Below are 16721 nucleotides of genomic sequence, written 5' to 3' on the forward strand. Positions count from 1 at the left end.
GGAAAATTTCCTGACCCGAAGGTCAGAAAATTGTTGACCTGAAAATCAAGTCTGCTTACAGTCCGCTCAACAACAATAAACCGCGTGTGAGGCCTTCCCGTGATCCAGTTTCTACTCAACCAGGAGCTGCGCAGTGAGCATGCCCTGGACCCCAACCTGACCGTGCTCCAATACCTGCGCGAGCATCTGGGCAAATCCGGTACCAAGGAAGGCTGCGCCAGCGGCGATTGCGGCGCCTGTACCGTGGTGGTCGGCGAATTGAGCCAGGACGATGATGGCCGCGAGCACATTCGCTACCGTAGCCTCAACTCGTGCCTGACCTTCGTTTCGTCGCTGCACGGCAAGCAATTGATCAGCGTCGAAGGTCTCAAGCATCAGGGCGAACTGCACAGTGTGCAGCAGGCCATGGCCGACTGTCATGGCTCCCAGTGCGGCTTCTGCACCCCTGGTTTCGTCATGTCGCTGTTTGCCCTGCAAAAGAACAGCGATGCACCCGATCTGCACAAGGCCCAGGAAGCCCTGGCTGGCAACCTCTGCCGCTGCACCGGCTACCGCCCCATCCTCGCTGCCGCCGAGCAATCGTGCTGCCAGGCCAAGCCTGACCAGTTCGACAATGGCGAAGCCCAGACCATCGCCCGGCTCAAAGCCATCGCACCCAGCGAGACCGGCGAACTCAACAGCGGTGACAAGCGCTGCCTGGTGCCGCTGACCGTGGCCGATCTGGCCGACCTTTATGGCTCTCACCCTGAAGCACGCCTGCTGGCCGGCGGTACCGACCTGGCACTGGAAGTCACCCAGTTCCACAAGACCCTGCCAGTGATGATCTATGTCGGCAACGTCGCCGAACTCAAGCGCATCGAAACCCGGGACGATCACCTGGAGATCGGCTCAGCCACCCCGCTGACCGACTGCTACGACGCCCTGAGCCGCGAGTACCCCGACTTCGGCGAACTGCTGCACCGTTTTGCTTCCCTGCAGATCCGCAACCAGGGCACCCTGGGCGGCAACATCGGCAACGCCTCGCCCATCGGCGACTCCCCGCCCCTGCTGATTGCGCTCGATGCACAGATCGTCCTGCGCAAGGGCGACAGCACCCGCACCCTGGCGTTGGAAGACTACTTCATCGACTACCGCATCACTGCGCGCCAGGAAAGCGAGTTCATCGAGAAGATCATCGTGCCCCGGGCCAAGGCCGATTGGACATTCCGCGCCTACAAAGTGTCAAAGCGTCTGGATGACGACATTTCTGCGGTGTGCGCCGCCTTCAACCTGCGCATCGAGAACGGCGTAGTCGAGGCTGCACGCATGGCCTTCGGCGGCATGGCGGCGATCCCGAAACGGGCCCGCGCCTGTGAAGCCGCCCTGGTCGGCAAGCCCTGGACCCAGGCCAGCATCGAACGCGCCTGCCAGGCGCTGGCGGAAGACTTCACACCGCTGTCGGACTTCCGCGCCAGCAAGGAGTACCGCCTGCTCGGTGCCCAGAACCTGCTGCGCAAATACTTCATCGAACTGCAAACACCGCACATCGAGACTCGGGTGACCGCTTATGTCTAATCATCACGCCCCCAAAAGCCAGGCCGAAATGGCCGAACTGTTCAGCCAGGGCCTGACCACCGGTGTAGGCGCCAGCATCAAGCACGACAGTGCCGACAAGCATGTGTCGGGTGAAGCGGTGTACATCGATGACCGCCTGGAATTCCCCAACCAGTTGCACGTGTATGCGCGCCTGTCCGACCGCGCCCACGCCCGGGTGCTGAGCATCGACACCAGCCCCTGCTACGCCTTTGAAGGTGTGCGCATTGCTATTACCCACGAAGACGTGCCAGGCCTGAAAGACATCGGCCCGCTGCTGCCCGGTGACCCGCTGCTGGCCATCGACAAGGTCGAGTTCGTCGGCCAGCCAGTGGTCGCGGTTGCCGCCCGTGACCTGGACACCGCTCGCCGCGCCGCCATGGCTGCGATCATCGAGTACGAAGACCTGGAGCCGGTACTGGACGTGGTCGAGGCCCTGCGCAAGAAGCACTTTGTCCTCGACAGCCATACCCACCAGCGCGGTGACTCGGTCAGCGCCCTGGCCAGCGCCCCGCACCGCCTGCAGGGCACCCTGCACATCGGTGGCCAGGAGCACTTCTACCTGGAAACCCAGATCTCTTCGGTAATGCCCACCGAAGACGGCGGGATGATCGTCTACTGCTCCACCCAGAACCCCACCGAAGTGCAGAAACTGGTGGCCGAAGTACTCGACGTGTCGATGAACAAGATCGTCGTCGACATGCGCCGCATGGGCGGCGGCTTTGGCGGCAAGGAAACCCAGGCCGCCAGCCCTGCCTGCCTGTGCGCAGTGATTGCCCACCTCACCGGCCAGCCGACCAAGATGCGCCTGCCGCGGGTCGAAGACATGCTGATGACCGGCAAGCGCCACCCGTTCTACATCGAGTACGACGTCGGTTTCGACGACAGCGGCCGCCTGCACGGGATCAACTTCGACCTGGCCGGCAACTGCGGCTGCTCGCCAGACCTCTCGGCCTCGATCGTCGACCGGGCGATGTTCCACTCCGACAACGCCTACTACCTGGGCGACGCCACCATCCACGGTCACCGCTGCAAGACCAACACGGCCTCCAACACCGCCTACCGAGGCTTTGGCGGCCCGCAAGGCATGGTTGCCATCGAAGAGGTGATGGATCACATTGCCCGTCACCTGGTGCTGGACCCGCTGGCGGTGCGCAAGGTCAACTACTACGGCAAGACCGAGCGCAACGTCACCCACTACTACCAGACCGTCGAGCACAACATGCTCGAGGAAATCACGGCCGAGCTCGAAGCCAGCAGTGACTACCAGCAACGCCGCGAGTCGATCCGCCGCTTCAACGCCAACAGCCCGATCCTTAAAAAAGGCCTGGCGCTGACGCCGGTCAAGTTCGGCATTTCGTTTACCGCCAGCTTCCTCAACCAGGCCGGCGCCTTGGTGCACATCTACACCGACGGCAGTATTCACCTGAACCACGGCGGCACCGAGATGGGCCAGGGCTTGAACACCAAGGTTGCCCAAGTGGTGGCTGAAGTGTTCCAGGTTGATTTTTCGCGCATCCAGATCACCGCCACCAACACCGACAAGGTGCCCAACACCTCGCCGACTGCAGCGTCCAGCGGCGCCGACCTGAACGGCAAGGCGGCCCAGAACGCAGCTGAAATCCTCAAGAAGCGCCTGACCGAATTTGCCGCCCGCCAGTACAAAGTGAGCGAGGAAGACGTCGAATTCCGCAACGGTCATGTGCGCGCGCGCGATGAAATCCTCAGCTTCGAGTCGCTGGTGCAGCAGGCTTACTTCGCCCAGGTGTCACTGTCGAGCACCGGCTTCTACAAGACGCCCAAGATCTACTACGACCGCAGCCAGGCTCGCGGGCGGCCGTTCTACTACTTTGCCTTTGGCGCGGCATGCGCCGAGGTGATCGTCGACACCCTGACCGGCGAGTACAAGATGCTGCGCACCGACATCTTGCATGACGTCGGCGCCTCGCTGAACCCGGTCATCGACATCGGCCAGGTCGAGGGTGGCTTCATCCAGGGCATGGGATGGCTGACCACCGAAGAACTGGTGTGGAACGCCAAGGGCAAGCTGATGACCAACGGCCCGGCCAGCTACAAGATTCCGGCCGTGGCCGATATGCCGATCGACCTGCGGGTCAAGCTGGTGGAGAACCGCAAGAACCCGGAAGACACGGTGTTCCATTCCAAGGCCGTGGGCGAACCGCCGTTCATGCTCGGTATCGCCGCCTGGTGTGCGATCAAGGACGCGGTTGCGAGCCTTGCAGACTACCGCGTGCAACCGAAGATCGATGCGCCTTCTACGCCGGAGCGAGTGCTCTGGGGTTGCGAGCAGATGCGCCAGGCGGTAGCGGCGCAGCAGCCGGCTGCCGAAGTCGAGACCGTGACACCGTAGGCGTCCATCGCGGGGCAAGCCCGCTCCTACCGGTAGGAGCGGGCTTGCTCAACGATGAGGCCCAGACAGGCACCACACAGGTAACTGAATATGCACACCTGGATCAACGCCCTCGCCGACCTGCAAGCCCGCGGCGAACCCTGCGTACTGGTGACCATCATCGAAGAGCGCGGCTCCACCCCGCGCAATGCCGGCTCCAAGATGGTGGTCAGCGCCTCGCAGCTGTTCGACACCATCGGTGGCGGGCACCTGGAATTCAAGGCGATGAAGATCGCCCGGCAGATGCTCGAGGAGCGCCGCGAATCTCCCCATCTGGAGCGCTTCAGCCTCGGCGCCAGCCTGGGGCAGTGCTGCGGCGGCGCCACCGTGCTGCTGTTCGAGCCGATGGGCCAGGTGCAGGCGCAAATCGCGGTATTCGGAGCAGGTCATGTCGGCCGCGCTCTGGTACCCTTGCTCGCCGCGCTGCCCTGCCGGGTACGCTGGATCGATTCGCGCGAGCAGGAGTTTCCCGAGTACATCCCGCAAGGGGTCAGCAAGATTGTCAGCGAAGAGCCGGTCGATGAGGTCGACGACTTGCCCGTCGGCAGTTACTGCATTGTGATGACCCACAACCACCAGCTGGATCTTGAGCTGACCGCTGCGATCCTCAAACGCAATGATTTTTCCTGGTTCGGCCTGATCGGTTCGAAGACCAAACGGGTCAAGTTCGAGCATCGCCTGCGCGATCGCGGCTTCAGCGAAGAACGCATGCAACGCATGCGTTGCCCGATGGGCCTGGCCGAGGTCAAGGGCAAATTGCCGATCGAGATCGCCGTGTCCATCGCTGCAGAAATCATTGCCACCTACAACGCCAGCTTCGGCCAGCACGACACCGCTGCCAATGCCGGCCCGATTGCCCAATTGCTGCCGCCGTCACGGCGCAGCCAAGCCATATGACGAGAGCCCTATGAGCGCAACCCGCAAAGCCTACCGTGCCGCCATCCTGCACAGCGTCGCCGACCCTGCCGAAGTTGGTATCGAAGCCTCCTACCAGTATTTTGAAGACGGCCTGCTGGTGATCGACGAGGGCAAGATCAGTGCCCTGGGGCACGCCAGTGAACTGCTGCCGACCCTCGCTGCCGATATCGACGTCGAGCACTACCAGGATGCACTGATCACCCCAGGTTTTATCGATACCCATATCCACTTCCCACAGACCGGCATGATCGGTTCGTACGGCGAGCAGTTGCTGGACTGGCTCAACACCTACACTTTCCCGTGCGAAAAACAGTTCGCCGACAAGGCCCACGCCGACAAGGTTGCGAAGATCTTCGTCGAGGAACTGCTGCGCAACGGCACCACCACGGCCCTGGTGTTCGGCAGTGTTCACCCCGAGTCGGTGAATGCCTTCTTTGAAGAGGCCCAACGCCTGGACCTGCGCATGATCGCCGGCAAGGTCATGATGGACCGCAACGCCCCCGACTACCTGACCGACACCGCCGAATCCGGCTACACCGAAAGCAAGGCGCTGATCGAGCGCTGGCATGGCAAGGGTCGCCTGCACTATGCAGTAACACCACGCTTCGCCCCCACCAGTACCCCGGAACAACTGGCCCTGGCCGGTCAATTGCTGGGGGAATTCCCCGACCTGTACATGCACACCCACCTGAGCGAAAACCTCAAGGAGATCGACTGGGTCAAGGAGCTGTTCCCGGAGCGCAAGGGTTACCTGGACGTCTACGACCACTTCAAGCTGCTCGGCGAGCGCTCGGTGTTCGCCCACGGCGTACACCTGTGCGACGAAGAATGCCAGCGTCTGTCGGAAACTGGCTCGGCCGTAGCGTTCTGCCCGACCTCCAACCTGTTCCTGGGCAGCGGCCTGTTCAACCTGCCACAGGCTGAGAAGTTCAAGGTCAAGGTGGGCCTGGGGACGGACGTGGGCGCCGGTACCAGCTTCTCGCTGCTCAACACCCTCAACGAAGCCTACAAGGTCATGCAGCTGCAGGGCGCACGCCTGAGCCCGTTCAAGTCCTTGTACCTGGCCACCTTGGGCGGCGCCCAGGCGCTGTGCCTGGACGACCGGATTGGCAGCCTCAAGCCTGGCAACGATGCCGACTTCGTGGTGCTGGACTACAAGGCCACGCCATTGATGGACTACCGCATCCAGCAATCGAACAGCATCGATGAGACGCTGTTCGTGCTGATGACCCTGGGTGATGACCGCACCGTCAAGCAGACCTTCGCTGCCGGTCGCTGCGTTCACCAACGCTAAGGTTCGCGGAACAACCCCTTGTACACCGCGCCGCCGATCACAGCCCCGATCAGCGGCGCCACCCAGAACAACCACAGCTGCTGCAGCGCCCAACCGCCGACGAACAACGCAGGTCCGGTGCTGCGCGCGGGGTTGACCGAGGTGTTGGTGACCGGAATGGAAATCAGGTGGATCAGGGTCAGGGCAAGGCCGATGGCAATCGGTGCAAAACCTGCCGGGGCTCGACTGTCGGTGGCGCCCATGATGATCAGGATGAACATCGCGGTCATCACCACTTCACTGGCAAAGCCTGCCGCCAGTGAGTAACCGGCCGGTGAATGCTCGGCATAGCCATTGGAGGCAAGGCCTGAGGCCACATCGAAGCCTTCCTTGCCGCTGGCGATGAAATAGATCACGGCAGCGGCGAGGATCGCGCCGATCACCTGGGCGATGATGTAGGGCAGCAGGTCCTTGGCCGGGAATCGACCGCCCACCACCAGGCCAACCGAAACGGCAGGGTTGAGATGACAACCGGAGATATGGCCGATGGCGAACGCCATCGTCAGCACGGTGAGACCGAACGCCATTGCGACCCCCACCAGGCCGATGCCGGCAGGCAGTGACGCTGCCAGCACCGCGCTGCCACAACCACCCAATACCAGCCAGAACGTCCCGATCAGTTCAGCACCCATGCGTTTGCTCAGGGGCATCGACATATACCTGTCCTCAAGTAGTTGAAGTTCTACGCAACGCGTGCAAGCCCAACTGCTTGATGAAGGTTTGCGGTGTGGAGCAGGTGAGAATCTAGCAGAGGCTGGGTGAAGTGCCAGCGGTGTCAAACGCATCGCGGGGCAAGCCCGCTCCCACAGAACGCTGTAGGAGCGAGCTTGCCCCGCGATTCAAATCAGCCTTTGACCGGTACCGAACTGCGCTTCTTGGTTTGCAGCAGGTGCGAGAACACCGCATGCAGGTCATCCGAGGCGCTTTCTTCGTCGAGGTTGAGCTTGCTGTCGATGTGATCCATGTGATGCATCATCAGGCTGACCGCCTGGTTCACATCACGGGCCTCGATGGCGTCGATCAGTTGCATGTGTTCATCGTAGGAGCAGTGCGAGCGGTTGCCGCTTTCGTACTGGGCGATGATCAAGGAGGTTTGCGACACCAGGCTGCGCTGGAAGCTGATCAGGGGCGCATTGCCCGCCGCCTCGGCCAGCTTCAGGTGGAACTCGCCAGAGAGGCGGATGCCGGCGCCGCGATCACCGCGCGAAAAACTGTCGCGTTCTTCACGCACCATCTGGCGCAGTTCATTGAGCTGCTCGGCCGTAGCGTGCTCGACGGCCAGCTCGGTAATGGCACGCTCGACCATGCGGCGCGAGAAAAACACCTGGCGAGCTTCCTCGACCGTAGGGCTGGCCACCACCGCACCGCGGTTGGGCCGCAGCAGCACCACGCTTTCATGGGCCAGGCGCGACAAGGCGCGACGAATGATGGTGCGACTGACGCCAAAGATCTCGCCCAGGGCTTCCTCGCTCAACTTGGTACCCGGCGCCAGGCGCTGTTCGAGAATGGCCTCGAAAATGTGCGCGTAGACGATGTCGTCCTGGGTTCCGCTGCGCCCGGCCTTGCCGGTACGCACTGGTTTCTTGAGAGGTTGCAGCTGTTCGTTCATGGGCACTCGAGCACGGAGATCCGCCAGTCGGACCCTGACTTTAATAGCAGCCAGTGGGGCGATGGCAAGTCTTGGTAAGAAAATTAAACGATTAAGGTATGGGCACATTGTACACAGCCGCAGGGATTTCTGCAGTGGATGATGGCCTTTATAGCTGCTCGGCGAAATTATCTGCGCACAACAACAAAAACATTATTTGCATTCTTTGTATACAAACGCATAATCCACCCGTGCAACTTCCTGACCCAGAAGTCAACAAACGGTCCGGTCGCTTGCCATCCCATCCGCCTCACAGAACCCCCTAGTGCGTGCGCAGGACCGGCTCTGAAAAACAAGAAAAGACTTGAGGAGTACACGCTGTGGAAAGCCGCAAATCCGAAGCCCCTACGCTGGATCTTGCCCCACCGCTCGAAACGAGCTGGCTGGAGCGGATTTTCAAACTCAAGCTACATGGCACCACCGTCAAGACCGAGATGATCGCGGGCCTCACCACGTTCATCACCATGGCCTACATCATCTTCGTCAACCCCAACATCATGGCCGATGCCGGCATCGATCACGGAGCGGCGTTCGTCGCCACCTGCATCGCCGCCGCCCTGGGCTGCCTGTTGATGGGCCTGTATGCCAACTGGCCGGTCGGCCTGGCACCCGGCATGGGGCTCAACGCCTTCTTTACCTATACCGTGGTCGGCACCATGGGCTACACCTGGGAAGCTGCACTGGGCGCAGTGTTCGTCTCCGGGGTGTTGTTCATGCTGCTGACTTTGTCGCGGGTGCGTGAATGGCTGCTCAACAGCATTCCCGTGAGCCTGCGTCATGCAATGGGTGCCGGCGTCGGATTGTTCCTCGGACTGATCGGTCTTAAAACAGCGGGTATTGTCGTCGACAGCCCGGCCACCCTGATCAAGCTGGGTTCGCTGCATGAGCCTGGCCCACTGCTGGCAGCCATCTGCTTCTTGATGATTGCCGTGCTCAGCTACCACCGGGTGTTCGGTGCGATCCTGATCAGCATCATCAGCGTCACTCTCGCTGGCTGGGGCCTGGGCCTGGTGGAATACGGCGGGCTGTTCTCGCTGCCACCGAGCCTGGCACCGACCTGGATGGCCATGGACGTGGCGGGGGTGTTCAACGTCAGCATGATCGCCGTGGTATTTGCCTTCCTCTTCGTCCATATGTTCGACACCGCCGGCACGCTGATGGGCGTGGCCCAACGGGCCAACCTGGTGAATGCAGACGGGCGCATCGAGAACCTGTCGCGGGCGCTGAAGGCTGACAGTGCGTCCAGCGTGTTTGGTGCAGTGGTGGGTGTACCGCCGGTCACCAGTTATGTAGAGAGTGCTGCCGGTGTTGCTGCGGGTGGCCGTACGGGCCTGACGGCGGTCGTGGTGGGCCTGTTCTTTGTTGCCGCGATGTTCTTCGCCCCGCTGGCCGGGATGATTCCGGCATACGCGACGGCAGGTGCATTGATCTACGTTGCGATGCTGATGATGGGCAGCATGGCCCACATCAACTGGGACGAGGCGACTGACAGCATCCCGGCGATCGTCACCGCGATCATGATGCCGCTGACCTTCTCGGTCGCCGACGGCATTGCCCTGGGCTTTATTACCTATGTGGTACTCAAGGCCGGTACCGGTCGCTTCAGCGAAATCTCGGCGAGCTTGTGGGTGCTGACCGCGATCTTCATTGCCAAGTTTGTGTTCCTGTAACCGCGCGGCCTGCAACACCCCAAAGCCTCACCTTCGGGTGGGGCTTTTTTATTGCCTGAGGGCCTCTCGCGGGCCAATCCGTTCCTCGCCAGCGGCTACAGATTGCCATGTGGCCGCTGGCGACAGCCTGCAATCGACCGCACAGCGGTCGTGGTTCAAAGCAATTGCTCCTGCCGGCGCGGGCGAGTTCACCCCGCGATCGGGCCCTCAAACTCCAGGCAAAAAAAAGCCCGCCAGTGTGAGCGGGCAAGGACCTACGAAGATTCATCTAGCGACCAACTAGCTTCCGCGATAGGTCGAGTAACTGTACGGCGAGATCAACAGTGGCACGTGGTAGTGATCCTGCTCGGCGCTGATGCCAAAACGCAGTACCACCACGTCAAGAAATGCAGGCTCTGGCAACTTCACGCCACGAGCACGGTAGTAGTCGCCGGCGCTGAACTGCAGCTGGTACACACCGCTGCGGTAGTCGTCGCCTTGCAGCAGCGGCGCGTCGCAACGGCCATCGCTGTTGGTCAGGGTGGTGTTCACCAGTTCCAGCTGCTGGCCTTCGACCCGGTACAGCTCGACTTTGATCGAGCTGCCAGGGCAGCCATGAGCGGCATCCAGTACATGCGTGGTCAAACGTCCCATTGCTTGCTCGCCTCTGTTCTATCTGTGGGCAAAAAATACCCGCAAGCCACCAGGAAGAAGCATGGCAGCTTACGGCTGTCGGATTATTAAGACATTTTTCTGTAAAATTGTACACAATAATTCTGTATTCTTTACCGGCACACCGCTCACCCTCTGTAAATACGCCATCAGTCGAAAAACCACGCCAATCGCCGACGGCAACGTCATTAACTGACCGATCAGGCAGGTTTCTTGCAGGGCTCTCCCAGTGGGGTTTCGGGGTAAAAAGGCAAAGAAATACGAAAAAACAGACTTACAAACCGCAAACAAAGTTGTATACAATCACCTCATCGACGTGGCCGATACCCTACCTCGGGCGCCACGCCCTCCGTTGACACGTATAAGAAGGAAGACTGCAGTGAGCGCTGATTATCCTCGCGACCTGATCGGTTACGGCAATACCCCACCCCATCCGCGCTGGCCGGGGAATGCCCGCATCGCTTTGTCTTTCGTGCTCAATTACGAAGAAGGTGGCGAGCGCAACATTCTTCACGGAGACAAGGAATCGGAAGCCTTTCTCTCGGAAATGGTCGCCGCCCAGCCCCTGCAGGGCGCTCGTAACATGAGCATGGAATCGCTCTACGAATACGGCAGCCGCGCCGGCGTCTGGCGCCTGCTCAAGCTGTTCAAGGACACCGGTGTCCCGCTGACCGTCTTTGCCGTTGCGATGGCCGCCCAGCGTCACCCCGACGTGATCCGTGCCATGGCCGAAGCCGGCCACGAAATCTGCAGCCACGGCTACCGCTGGATCGACTACCAGAACATGGATGAGGCCCAGGAACGCGAGCACATGCTCGAAGCGATCCGCATCCTCACCGAGCTCACCGGCGAGCGTCCAGTAGGCTGGTACACCGGCCGCACCGGCCCGAACACCCGTCGCCTGGTGATGGAGGAAGGCGGCTTCCTCTACGACAGCGACACCTACGACGACGACCTGCCCTACTGGGAACCGAACAACCCGACCGGCAAGCCGCACCTGGTGATCCCATACACCCTGGACACCAACGACATGCGCTTCACCCAGGTTCAGGGCTTCAACTGCGGCGAGCAGTTCTTCCAGTACCTCAAGGACGCTTTCGACGTGCTGTACGAAGAAGGCGCCGAAGCACCGAAGATGCTGTCAATCGGCCTGCACTGCCGCCTCGTCGGCCGCCCGGCCCGCCTGGCTGCACTCAAGCGCTTCGTCGAATACGCCAAGAGCCATGATCAGGTCTGGTTCGCCCGGCGCGTGGACATCGCCCGTCACTGGCATGCCACCCACCCCTACAAAGCCGAGAACGCCTAATGACCGCTTTCAAGACCCTCAAGCCTTCGTCCCTGGAACGCGCTGCGTTTGTCGAAGCCTTTGCCGACATCTACGAACACTCGCCCTGGGTTGCCGAAAAGGCCTACGACCTGGGCCAGCTGCAGGAAGTCGACCAGATCGAAGCCCTGCACCAGCGCATGAGCGACATCCTGCTCAGCGCCGAGCATAACGCCCAACTGGCACTGATCAACGCTCACCCGGACCTCGCTGGCAAGGCCGCGATCCAGGGTGAGTTGACCGAATCGAGCACCAATGAACAGGCTGGCGCTGGTATCCACCAGTGCACCGCCGAGGAGTTCGAGCGCTTTACCGAACTCAACGACGCCTACAAAGCAAAGTTCAAGTTCCCGTTCATCATGGCAGTTAAAGGCAGCAACCGGCACCAGATCCTCGCCGCGTTCGAAAAACGCATCCACAACTCGGTCGAGGCCGAGTTCAAGGAAGCGCTGGCACAGATCAACCTGATTGCCCTGTTCCGCCTGCTGCAACTTTAAGGGACGCCGATGCCCGTGGGCCCGAGTGCGCGACATGAGCGTACCCAGGGCCCCGGCAATTAAAGCGACACCCTCCACAACACAGAATAAAGAGAATCCGCATGCGCACTTTAGTGATTGAGCCATTGACCAAAGAAGCCTTCGCCCCTTTCGGTGACGTGATCGAAACCGAGGGTAGCGACCACTTCATGATCAACAACGGTTCGACCATGCGCTTCCACAAGCTGGCGACGGTCGAGACCGCCCAGCCCGAGGACAACGCGATCATCAGCATTTTCCGCGCCGACGCGCAGGACATGCCACTGACCGTTCGCATGCTGGAGCGCCATCCGCTGGGCAGCCAGGCTTTCATTCCGCTGCTCGGCAACCCCTTTCTGATCGTGGTCGCGCCAGTTGGCGATGCACCTGTATCGGGCCTTGTCCGCGCCTTCCGCAGCAATGGAAGGCAGGGCATCAATTACCATCGCGGCGTCTGGCACCATCCGGTGCTGACGATCGAAAAGCGGGATGACTTCCTGGTGGTTGATCGCAGTGGCACTGGCAACAACTGCGATGAGCATTTTTTCAATGAGGATGAGCAACTGATCCTCGCCCCCCACCAATAAGAGAAGACCTGAGCATCCGGCGACAGGATGCCAGGGTAGAGGTAAAGACTGTGGAAGCACATCTGTTGGAATGGCTGAACCTGAGCGTGCGTTGGGTTCACATGATCACTGGCGTGGCCTGGATTGGCGCGTCGTTCTATTTCGTCTGGCTGGAGAACAACCTCAACCGCGCCAATCCGCGCGACGGACTTTCCGGTGATCTCTGGGCGATTCACGGTGGCGGGATCTACCACCTGGAGAAGTACAAGCTGGCTCCGCCAAAAATGCCGGAGAACCTGCACTGGTTCAAATGGGAAGCCTATTTCACCTGGATGTCGGGTATTGCCCTGCTGTGCCTGGTGTTCTACTGGAACCCGACCCTGTACCTGCTGGCCCCTGGCAGCACCCTTTCGGGTGGTGAAGGCATCGCCATCGGCGTTGGCTCGCTGATCGCTGGCTGGTTCATCTACGACTTCCTCTGCGACTCGCCCCTGGGCAAGCGCCCTGCCCTGCTGGGCCTGGTGCTGTTCGTGCTGGTCATTGCTGCCTGCTACGGCTTCAGCCAGGTGTTCAGCGGTCGTGGTGCCTACCTGCACACCGGCGCAATCATCGGCACCATCATGGTCGGTAACGTGTTCCGCACCATCATGCCAGCCCAGCGCCAGCTGGTGGCCGCCATCGAAGCCAACCAGACGCCTGATCCGGTACTGCCGGCCAAGGGCCTGCTGCGCTCGCGGCACAACAACTACTTCACCCTGCCGGTGCTGTTCATCATGATCAGCAACCACTTCCCGAGCACGTACGGCAGCCAGTACAACTGGCTGATCCTGGCCGGTATCGCAGTGGCTGCAGTGTTGGTTCGTCACTACTTCAACACCCGTCATGACAGCAACAAGTATGCCTGGACCCTGCCAGTCGGTGCCCTGTCGATGATCTGCCTGGCCTACGTCACTGGCCCTGCGCCGATGCCAACCGCCCCTGAGCAAGCCGCAGCCAAGGTCGAGTACCAGCCGCTGCCGGAAACCGCTCTGGGTGGCAAGACCGCCGCCGAAAAATCGGCAGAGAAAGCCGCCGAACCGGCCCAGGCTGCTACCCCAGCCGAAGCCCCGGCAGCCACCGTTGCCAAGCTCGACGACGCCGGTTTCGACAAGATCCACAGCGTCATCCAGGAACGTTGCGCCGTGTGCCATTCGGCCAAGCCGACCAGCCCGCTGTTCAGCGCCGCACCTGCCGGTGTGATGCTCGACACCCCGCAACAGATCCAGCAACAGGCTGCGCGCATCCAGGCGCAGGCCGTCACCACGCAGATCATGCCACTGGGCAACATCACTCAGATGACCCAGCAGGAACGTGAACTGATTGGTGCCTGGATCGCCAAAGGCGCGCCGACCAACTGAGGTTGCGCCACGCTTCAAGCTGTAAGTGACAAGCAAGAACGCTGCAAGCCAAGCGCCACGTGATGCTTCTACCCGAAGCCTGGCGCTTGAAGCTTGCAGCGCTAAAGAATAAAAACAAAACCGAGGTGTTGCATGTCCGAGTCACGCAAGGCGTACATCCCCGTTGCGCCCCCACGACAGCCACTGCCAATGCTCCAACTGTTCCTGGTGGGTCTACAACATGTCTTGCTGATGTACGGAGGCGCGATCGCCGTGCCACTGATCATTGGCCAGGCCGCCGGCCTTTCTCGTGAAGAAGTCGCTTTCCTGATCAATGCCGACCTGCTGGTCGCTGGTGTCGCCACCATCGTCCAGTCGTTCGGCATTGGTGCTGTTGGCATCCGCATGCCAGTCATGATGGGTGCAAGCTTTGCTGCTGTCGGCAGCATGGTGGCCATGGCCGGGATGCCCGGTGTCGGCCTGCAAGGTATCTTTGGTGCGACCATCGCCGCCGGTTTCTTCGGCATGCTGATCGCCCCGTTCATGTCCAAGGTGGTGCGGTTCTTCCCACCGCTGGTGACCGGCACGGTCATCACCTCGATCGGCCTGTCGCTGTTCCCGGTTGCCGTCAACTGGGCCGGTGGCGGTGCCGAAGCCGAAACCTTCGGCTCCCCTGTCTACCTGACCGTCGCAGCCCTGGTGCTGGCCACCATCCTGCTGGTCAATCGTTTCATGCGTGGCTTCTGGGTCAATGTCTCGGTGCTGATCGGCATGGGCCTGGGCTACATCCTTGCCGGCTCCATCGGCATGGTCGACCTGTCCGGCCTGGACGACGCGCCGTGGGTGCAAGTGGTGACCCCGCTGCACTTCGGCATGCCGACCTTCAGCCTGGCGCCGATCCTGTCGATGTGCCTGGTGGTGGTCATCATCTTTGTCGAGTCCACCGGCATGTTCCTCGCCCTGGGCAAGGTCACCGACCGTGAAGTCACCCCGGGCATGCTGCGCCGCGGCCTGATGTGCGACGCCGGCGCCTCCTTCGTGGCCGGCTTCTTCAACACCTTCACCCACTCCTCGTTCGCCCAGAACATCGGCCTGGTGCAAATGACCGGCGTGCGTTGCCGCTATGTAACCGTGGTGGCCGGTGGTTTCCTGATCCTGCTCAGCCTGCTGCCCAAGGCCGCCTTCCTGATCGCCTCGATCCCCCCTGCAGTCTTGGGCGGCGCCTCGATCGCGATGTTCGGCATGGTCGCGGCCACCGGTATCAAGATCCTCCAGGAAGCCGACATCGCCGACCGTCGCAACCAGTTGCTGGTAGCCGTCAGCGTCGGCATGGGCCTGATCCCGGTGGTGCGTCCCGAGTTCTTCTCGCAGATGCCCCAGTGGATGGAACCGATCACCCACAGCGGTATTGCCATGGCCACGGTCAGCGCCCTGATCCTCAACCTGTTGTTCAACATCCTGGGCGGCGCCGAGCGCGCAGCGCACAACGAAGCCGCCCACCAGCACTGAGCCTTTGGGCGGCGCATGCCGCCCGGTTTCACCCGAGCAATACGCAGGACCGTCGACCCGTAGGAGCGGGTCGGCCGGGGCGCCTCGCGCCGAAAAACCCAAAACCAACAATAACAATGCCGGGAATCACAACATGAAAGGCATCACCACTTCCCTTCTGCTGGGCAGCAGTCTGCTGGCCGCTTTGCCAGCCACCGCAGGGGACTTGCTGCTCTGGCACACCAACAGCCTGACCTATCTCTACGGCAAGGACTTCCAGGTCAACCCTGCGATCCAGCAGACGGTGACCTTCGAACACGCCAACAAGTGGAAATACGGCGATACCTTCTTCTTCGTCGACAAGATCTTCTACAACGGCGGCACCGACCGTAACAAAGGCAACAACACCTATTACGGCGAGTTCAGCCCACGCCTGTCGTTCGGCAAGATCTTCGAGCGAAAATTCGAATTCGGCCCCATCAAGGACGTACTGATCGCCATGACCTACGAGTCTGGCGAGGGCGACAACGAGGCCTACCTGATCGGCCCCGGCTTTGACCTGGCGATTCCCGGTTTCAACTACTTCACCCTCAACATCATGCAGCGCAACACCGAGGGAAGCCGCCCGGGTGATGGCGTCTGGCAGATTACCCCGACCTTCTCCTTCACCGTTCCAGTGGGCAAATCCGACGTGCTCATCGACGGCTACATGGACTGGGTGGTCGATAACGACGAAAGCCGCCGCGGCACCTACCACGCCAACCTGCAGTTCAACCCACAGGTCAAATACGACCTGGGCAAGGCCCTGAACCTGGGCGCCAAGCAGTTATACGTGGGTGTTGAGTACAGCTACTGGAAAGACAAATACGGCATCGAGAACAGCGGACGACTCGATACCAACCAGAGCGTGACCAGTGCTCTGGTCAAGGTTCATTTCTAAAACCTGACCAAACGCACAGTTTTAGCCGCACTCGCTCCATGACGGAGCACTTGAGGACCCGCGCGCAAGCCAGTAATCTGCGCGCCCCCTCGATAGGGCAGGATGGATTCTGCCCGCGTTTGCTGACCGCTCAGTCAATGAATTCGGGCGGTTGGCAGGCGTGATGCCAACCTGATGTCCCTTTTTCAACTGTTCAGAAAGACGTCGAGCAGGATTGTTGTGCCGTACCCGGAAAGTTGGCGCAGCTCTTGCCAAATAGCTGTGGCCAATCGAAAAAAACTGACTCGAAAGACAAGTAACGAACCCAACG

General features: G+C 61.0%; 14 protein-coding genes and 1 pseudogene. 12 read left to right on the forward strand and 3 right to left on the reverse strand.

Going from position 1 to position 16721, the window contains the following annotated elements:
- Positions 1 to 99: 99 nt before the first annotated feature.
- The 4 genes from xdhA to guaD all read left to right on the forward strand — a co-directional run bounded on the left by xdhA (position 100) and on the right by guaD (position 6194).
- Positions 100 to 1554 (forward strand): xanthine dehydrogenase small subunit, encoded by a 1455-nt coding sequence (gene xdhA / locus ABVN19_RS14865; protein WP_028945409.1) that lies wholly within the window; start codon positions 100 to 102, stop codon positions 1552 to 1554.
- Entirely contained in the window at positions 1547 to 3943 is a 2397-nt protein-coding gene (xdhB, locus tag ABVN19_RS14870) for a xanthine dehydrogenase molybdopterin binding subunit (protein WP_105641565.1), read from the forward strand. The genes xdhA and xdhB overlap by 8 nt, the downstream gene beginning before the upstream one ends.
- A 90-nt stretch (positions 3944 to 4033) precedes the next feature.
- On the forward strand, positions 4034 to 4879 hold the full coding sequence (xdhC, locus tag ABVN19_RS14875) for a xanthine dehydrogenase accessory protein XdhC (protein ID WP_028945411.1): 846 nt from the start codon (positions 4034 to 4036) through the stop codon (positions 4877 to 4879).
- A gap of 10 nt (positions 4880 to 4889) precedes the next feature.
- Positions 4890 to 6194: a guanine deaminase gene (gene guaD / locus ABVN19_RS14880; protein WP_105641566.1), complete on the forward strand. Its 1305-nt coding sequence runs from the start codon at positions 4890 to 4892 to the stop codon at positions 6192 to 6194.
- On the opposite strand, the gene aqpZ is transcribed toward guaD, so the two are convergent.
- Together aqpZ and ABVN19_RS14890 are read right to left on the reverse strand one after the other, a co-directional pair.
- On the reverse strand, positions 6191 to 6889 hold the full coding sequence (aqpZ, locus tag ABVN19_RS14885) for an aquaporin Z (protein WP_028945413.1): 699 nt from the start codon (positions 6887 to 6889) through the stop codon (positions 6191 to 6193). The two genes, guaD and aqpZ, sit on opposite strands and share 4 nt — an antisense overlap.
- Before the next feature lie 172 nt (positions 6890 to 7061).
- A pseudogene (locus ABVN19_RS14890) lies at positions 7062 to 7842 on the reverse strand (GntR family transcriptional regulator); the annotation flags it as partial.
- 389 nt (positions 7843 to 8231) lie between these two features.
- On the opposite strand from ABVN19_RS14890, the gene ABVN19_RS14895 reads away from it, so the two are divergent.
- Positions 8232 to 9551 (forward strand): NCS2 family permease, encoded by a 1320-nt coding sequence (locus tag ABVN19_RS14895; RefSeq protein ID WP_245219119.1) that lies wholly within the window; start codon positions 8232 to 8234, stop codon positions 9549 to 9551.
- A gap of 279 nt (positions 9552 to 9830) precedes the next feature.
- Here ABVN19_RS14895 and uraH read toward each other — a convergent pair whose 3' ends face one another.
- Positions 9831 to 10184, reverse strand: a complete 354-nt coding sequence (gene uraH, locus ABVN19_RS14900; RefSeq protein WP_028945416.1) for a hydroxyisourate hydrolase — start codon at positions 10182 to 10184, stop codon at positions 9831 to 9833.
- A gap of 61 nt (positions 10185 to 10245) precedes the next feature.
- Here uraH and ABVN19_RS14905 point away from each other — a divergent pair, with 61 nt between their 5' ends.
- From ABVN19_RS14905 to ABVN19_RS14935, 7 genes are all read left to right on the forward strand, one after another.
- Positions 10246 to 10398, forward strand: a complete 153-nt coding sequence (locus ABVN19_RS14905; protein WP_353632758.1) for a hypothetical protein — start codon at positions 10246 to 10248, stop codon at positions 10396 to 10398.
- Positions 10399 to 10581: 183 nt separating this feature from the next.
- Entirely contained in the window at positions 10582 to 11508 is a 927-nt protein-coding gene (puuE, locus tag ABVN19_RS14910) for an allantoinase PuuE (RefSeq protein WP_028945417.1), read from the forward strand.
- Entirely contained in the window at positions 11508 to 12023 is a 516-nt protein-coding gene (uraD, locus tag ABVN19_RS14915; protein WP_028945418.1) for a 2-oxo-4-hydroxy-4-carboxy-5-ureidoimidazoline decarboxylase, read from the forward strand. The genes puuE and uraD overlap by 1 nt, the downstream gene beginning before the upstream one ends.
- A 101-nt stretch (positions 12024 to 12124) precedes the next feature.
- Positions 12125 to 12628: an ureidoglycolate lyase gene (locus ABVN19_RS14920; protein WP_105641567.1), complete on the forward strand. Its 504-nt coding sequence runs from the start codon at positions 12125 to 12127 to the stop codon at positions 12626 to 12628.
- A 50-nt stretch (positions 12629 to 12678) separates the two neighbouring features.
- Positions 12679 to 14004, forward strand: a complete 1326-nt coding sequence (locus tag ABVN19_RS14925) for a urate hydroxylase PuuD (protein ID WP_028945420.1) — start codon at positions 12679 to 12681, stop codon at positions 14002 to 14004.
- Positions 14005 to 14136: 132 nt separating this feature from the next.
- A complete protein-coding gene (locus ABVN19_RS14930) occupies positions 14137 to 15492 on the forward strand; it encodes a nucleobase:cation symporter-2 family protein (RefSeq protein WP_028945421.1) in 1356 nt (451 codons plus the stop codon).
- A gap of 133 nt (positions 15493 to 15625) precedes the next feature.
- Positions 15626 to 16411: an outer membrane protein OmpK gene (locus ABVN19_RS14935; protein WP_028945422.1), complete on the forward strand. Its 786-nt coding sequence runs from the start codon at positions 15626 to 15628 to the stop codon at positions 16409 to 16411.
- Positions 16412 to 16721: the final 310 nt, after the last annotated feature.

The sequence above is a fragment of the Pseudomonas vranovensis genome (assembly GCF_040438935.1).
In the GTDB taxonomy this organism is placed as follows: Bacteria; Pseudomonadota; Gammaproteobacteria; order Pseudomonadales; family Pseudomonadaceae; genus Aquipseudomonas; species Aquipseudomonas vranovensis.